Annotated in this window: 5 protein-coding genes; 3 read left to right on the top strand and 2 right to left on the bottom strand. The window is 48.6% G+C overall.

Annotation, left to right across the window (positions count from 1 at the left end):
* Nucleotides 1-51: 51 nt before the first annotated feature.
* Nucleotides 52-447: a hypothetical protein gene (locus HKN79_02125; protein NNC82348.1), complete on the top strand. Its 396-nt coding sequence runs from the start codon at nt 52-54 to the stop codon at nt 445-447.
* A 249-nt stretch (nt 448-696) separates the two neighbouring features.
* Here the strand turns inward: HKN79_02125 and HKN79_02120 are convergent, their stop codons facing one another.
* Together HKN79_02120 and HKN79_02115 are read right to left on the bottom strand one after the other, a co-directional pair.
* Nucleotides 697-1,932 carry a dihydroorotase gene (locus tag HKN79_02120; GenBank protein ID NNC82347.1) on the bottom strand — a complete coding sequence of 412 codons (1,236 nt, stop codon included), beginning with the start codon at nt 1,930-1,932 and terminating at the stop codon, nt 697-699.
* A complete protein-coding gene (locus tag HKN79_02115) occupies nt 1,929-3,974 on the bottom strand; it encodes a hypothetical protein (protein NNC82346.1) in 2,046 nt (681 codons plus the stop codon). The genes HKN79_02120 and HKN79_02115 overlap by 4 nt, the downstream gene beginning before the upstream one ends.
* A 2-nt stretch (nt 3,975-3,976) precedes the next feature.
* Here HKN79_02115 and HKN79_02110 point away from each other — a divergent pair, with 2 nt between their 5' ends.
* Nucleotides 3,977-4,585: a DinB family protein gene (locus HKN79_02110; protein ID NNC82345.1), complete on the top strand. Its 609-nt coding sequence runs from the start codon at nt 3,977-3,979 to the stop codon at nt 4,583-4,585.
* Nucleotides 4,582-4,908, top strand: a 327-nt coding sequence (locus tag HKN79_02105) for a hypothetical protein (GenBank protein NNC82344.1), incomplete at its 3' end; no start/stop codon positions are given. The genes HKN79_02110 and HKN79_02105, both read left to right, overlap by 4 nt.

The following is a 4,908-nucleotide window of genomic DNA, read 5'->3' as shown; positions in this document are numbered from 1 at the left end:
CCTTCTCCATCCCGAATCTACATTGCATGCGTTCAATAAATCGAATCACGGATGACAACAGCGAGTAAGACAAAAAAACATATCGATGATCTTCATTTCGAGCATAAGGTCTGGAAGAATCAATTGGAGTTCTGCAAAGGAGAGATAGAATTCTTCAAGAATAGGTTGGAGGAGATTTCGCAGAGATATACCGATACGGATATTCTCAAGCAATTGGAGCAATTCCAGAATCAGTTCATTATCCAGCGAGATGAGATCGACCGTTTCCTTCATGATATCAATGTCCATGAAGATGCATTGGCCAAAGAAGCGATGGACCATCCGGTGGCTACGGATCGAGTACTGCTCAATGATCATCCCGCTGAGCGAGATCGATTTGAGACATTCAACAAGTTGTACTCCGAGTTGAAGTCCGAGTATATGGACTATCTAAGGAAATGGATGTAAGAGGATTAGGTTGATCAGAGGTTCTTTAGACTGTAGAGAACCTATGGGTACGACCGATGGCTTGATGGTCATCGGTCGTTTTTTTTTGATTGTTGATGGCTGAACACAGAGAAGAATGAAGCTCAGGAAAAGCACAACAAAATAGCTGAGAGAATCTTGCTCAACAAAGACCTGGTGTAGGTCATGAACATTCTTCTTCGCATCTAAGATATAAGGCCTTTCAGGCCAGAGCAAAGATTTGGACCGGATCTATCGAATGGTCTGCACGACCAATCCCTTGGTCTCAGGATGGATGCAAGGGGTATTGTAAGCCTTGGTGGCAGAAGGTGTGCTAGCTGAAGAAAGACTCGGGGAGAAGACCGTCAATATCGCTCGCTTCCCTTTCTCTACGCGGGCTGCGGTCAAGCCCAGTACTCGGCAAGGACCATCAGTAAGTGCTTCTACAAAACGTTCCAAAGGAAGCTTGTCGGCCAAATAGGTCTGATACAGCGGGTAGACATGCTCGATCAAGGCAATACCATCTGCCGCCAGACCGAATTCCCTTTTCTTGTGCTCCACATCATGGGGTCGATGATCTGAACTGATACAATCGATCGTCCCGTCTGCCACTGCCTTGATCAAGGCTTTGCGATGTGTCTCAGCTCTGAGTGGTGGGTCCAGTTTGTAATTGGTATCGTAGTCCAGCAGTTTGTCATCGGTCCAGAGTAGATGGGAGAGATGCACTTCGGCCGTGATGTTCAGACCTTCCCGCTTGGCTGCTTTGATGAGTTTGACCCCTTGAGAGGTGCTCACCCCGGATACGTGCAATCGAGAATCCGTATAGCGTAAAAGATCGATGTCCCTTTTAAGCAGAGTGCTTTCTGCAATATCTGGGATTCCAGTGATTCCCAATCGGGTACTCACTGCGCCCTCATGCATCTTGCCCTTGCCTCTAAGGTGGACATCCATCGGGAAGCTGCATACGGTGCTCGGAGTATTCTTCGCATACAACAGAGCGCGACTCATCAAACCACTATCGGTCACCGGTCGTTTATCATCCGTAAAGAGTCTCGCTCCTGAATCTGCCAGGTCGATCATCTCGGCCAACTCCTTTCCTTGACCTTGCTTGGAGATGGTAGCTGCGGGGTAAACTTTGACACCTGTGCCTTGACTCTTGGTGCGGATATACTCCAAGCTGCTCTTGTTACCGACCACCGGAGTCGTGCTGGGCATGGTCACCACGGAGGTGAATCCGCCTGCTCTAGCAGCCGCCAGACCGGACTTGAGGTCTTCCTTGTATTCCTCTCCGGGATCGCAGAAATGGGCATGCATATCGATCCATCCGGGCGACACGTGTAGATCCTTTCCCTCCAATCGTTCTGCCCGTGATTTCAGGTTCTTTCCGATGTCTTGGATATGACCGTCTACGATGAGCAGGTCCAGTCGCTTCTTATGGTGCGAGGAATGCGGGTCGATGATCCGTGCATTGGCGATAAGCAGTTTCATGTTCTCCAGAATTTAAGTAGGATGATCTCTATCACAAGGAAAAGCAAGGCCAGTAGAAGGAACTCCCTCCAAAGTGATCGTCCGGCAAGTCCATCGATCAATGGAGAACGGGAATTCAGACTGGAAGGGTCTATGAAGTCGAAATCGAGTATCCCATTCCGCTCGAGTTCATCGCTTACCTCGGATTCTGAGATGAATTCCATGCGGGATTCACTTCGATCATAGTTGTAGGCTACTTGAGCCACCACCTCATCTTCGCTGAGAATATCATAGACACCATCCGACTCCACCTGACCTCGGTCATAGAAGTAGGTCTCAGCACCGAGTATGCGCTGCTCGGGAATGAATGATGTGCTCCCGCTCTCATCACTGATCTCATAGACCTTGTCCTTCTCATCGCTCTTCATCTTCAAGACAATCGGGCTGTCCTCTCCGATGGTCTGATAGATAGGTGATTGTCCCGTACTCAATTCGGCCATACGAAGCAAAGAGGTGACGAAGAGAGAGTGTGAGGCCAGATTTGACTGGGCTGTGGATAGGGAAGAGGAGAAGATGTAGCTACGTCCTTTACCCGAGACATAACTGCTCAGGAGTGGATTACCGTCCTGGAGTGTCATCAATCGTTCTTCTGAGGAACGCACCCGTGATGTGAATGCCAGATAGCTGGAAACACGAGGGAGGTCCATATTCTCAGGAATCTGATCGAAGACATCTGTATACAAAGGATGATCTAGGTCTATTGCGGTCACCTTGAGTTCTTTGTTCTTCACTTCCAGAATGGCATTCGCCTCAAGTGCAAGAAACAGTTCACTCACAGAGGCTCTATCTGCGTCCATTGAAGGTATCACACAGAGTGAGCCCCCTTCTTGCACGAATCGACTCAAAGTCCTTGTCAGGCCGCTTTCCACCTTTTCAGTTCCCACCATGATGATAAAGTCCTGACTGGCCAAGCTGCCAATGTCCAATGAACGCGAGTTACTTGCACGCACTTCATAGAAAGGGTCATTGGCAAATATCCTTTCCAATTTCTGACGATCGAGACCATCACCGATGATGGTGATATTGCACCTATCCCTCACCTCATAGGCCATGTGGAGGGCATCATCGAATGTGATGGGAGAGTCACTGAGAGATACTTTTCCTCCCAACCATCCAGAACCAGGATTGGTGAAAGTGAGTACACTGTCGACCGAGCTGAACGGGCGTAGACTGATATTGCCAATAGACTTCTGCTGGCCTTCTATGGATAGCCGGAGCGGAAGATCGCGAATCTCTTTTTCAGAGGCATTGGTCACACGCACTACCAATCGCTCTGGATTGTGCAATGATCGGATAGGGCTTTGGAACCAAGCGGTGTCTATGTAGACATTGCCTTGTCCCAAATGCTCCAAATGGATAAGGTGGGTATTCAAGATGGAATCGGCACGCAGATTGACCGGGTCGAACATACTCTCTTGAAAATCAGAGAAGACGTAGATATGTTTACTCGCATTCGATGTGCGTGACAATGCATCTTTGGCCCGCTCTATCATCTCAGAGTAACTGCGGGATTCCGGTACGCTTGTGATGGACCCCAATTCTTCTTTCATCTTCTCACCGCTGAGCAAGAATTGATGCTCAGGTCGGAGTTCATTGGTCAAGAGAATGAATCGGTCATTTCGCCCATAGGCATCTATGATACGTTCGGCACCGGCCATGGCTTGAGAAAGCAGCATGCCGTCCTCATTCTCCAATTGCATACTGTAGCTGTTGTCCAGATAGATGGCCACTACATGTTGAGAGCTTTTGCGTTCATCGTCATCTGCAGGTAGGAAAGGACGCGCAAAGGCCATGACCAGACAGGTCAAGGCCAAAAGTCTGGAGAGAAGGATGATCAGGTGACGCAATTTGTTCTTAGAACGGGTCTGCAAGTCCACCTTCTTCAAGAATCGCACATTGGGAAAGACGACTTTCTTGAAGCGCTTGAAATTGAAGAGATGTACAATGATGGGAATGGCGAGTACCGCAAGTGCTAAAAGGAACTCTGGATGGAGAAAGCTCATCAATGGGCGAAGATAATACTGTAGTGGCTGCAGCGCATCACAATGCGTCTGCAATGTTCGACCGATCCTATGTACATTCATTGAACGATAAATTGAGGATCATGGATGTACATGAAGAGTTCTATAGTCCCTATCTAGCCAAGGTGCCTGAACAAGGCTTGATGCAGGCCTTTCGCACGAATATGGAGGACTGTCTCCAGTTATTCAATGGTCTGGATGAAGAGCAATCGCTCTTCCGCTATGCAGAAGGTAAATGGAGCATTCGGGAGATTCTGGGTCACCTGACCGATGCTGAACGTGTATTTGCTTATAGGGCAATGGCCTTTGCACGTGGAGAGGTCCAGGCATTGCCAGGATATGACGAGAACCTCTATGCAAAAAAGTCGAATGCGCATGAACGCAGTTTGAAGGATCACATCTCAGAATTCGAATCTGTGAGACGCTCCACTATTCTACTTTTCGAGGGATTCGATCCGCTCATGTTCAGCATCACCGGAACAATGAGTGGGCATTCGACCTCAGTGCAGAACATTGGTAGGATGATCGTAGGTCACTGCATGCACCATCTGGAGGTGCTCAAGGAACTGTATGTCAGTAAATTGGTCGTATGAAATTCAAAGCTTGCTTTTTTATAGTGCTCGTGCTGTCTTTCGCCTCATGCCGGGAGACCAATGGATATGATCCAGAATTGGCCCAAGAGCTTGGAGCGGATGACTATGGCATGAAACAGTATGTCATGGCCTTTTTGTACAGTGGTGAAGCACGCGATCTGCCTGAAGAAGAGCAGGCAGAATTGATGCGAGCTCATTTGGACAACATCACCCGCATGGCAGAAGAGGGTGACTTGGTATTGGCCGGTCCCTTCATGACGGAGGGGGAGTTACGAGGAATCTACATATTCGATGTGCGCACCTTGGAAGAAGCTGGGGCATTG

Source organism: Flavobacteriales bacterium, from assembly GCA_013001705.1.
In the GTDB taxonomy this organism is placed as follows: Bacteria; Bacteroidota; Bacteroidia; order Flavobacteriales_D; family JABDKJ01; genus JABDLZ01.
The sequence above is the reverse complement of the archived record's forward strand: the minus strand, read 5'-3'. Positions and strand labels throughout refer to the sequence as shown.

Coding starts and splice junctions, on each gene's coding strand:
- HKN79_02120 (NNC82347.1), bottom strand. CDS start 1,932: ATGAAACTGCTTATCGCCAATGCACGGATCATCGACCCGCATTCCTCG.
- HKN79_02115 (NNC82346.1), bottom strand. CDS start 3,974: ATGAGCTTTCTCCATCCAGAGTTCCTTTTAGCACTTGCGGTACTCGCC.
- HKN79_02125 (NNC82348.1), top strand. CDS start 52: ATGACAACAGCGAGTAAGACAAAAAAACATATCGATGATCTTCATTTC.
- HKN79_02110 (NNC82345.1), top strand. CDS start 3,977: ATGGGCGAAGATAATACTGTAGTGGCTGCAGCGCATCACAATGCGTCT.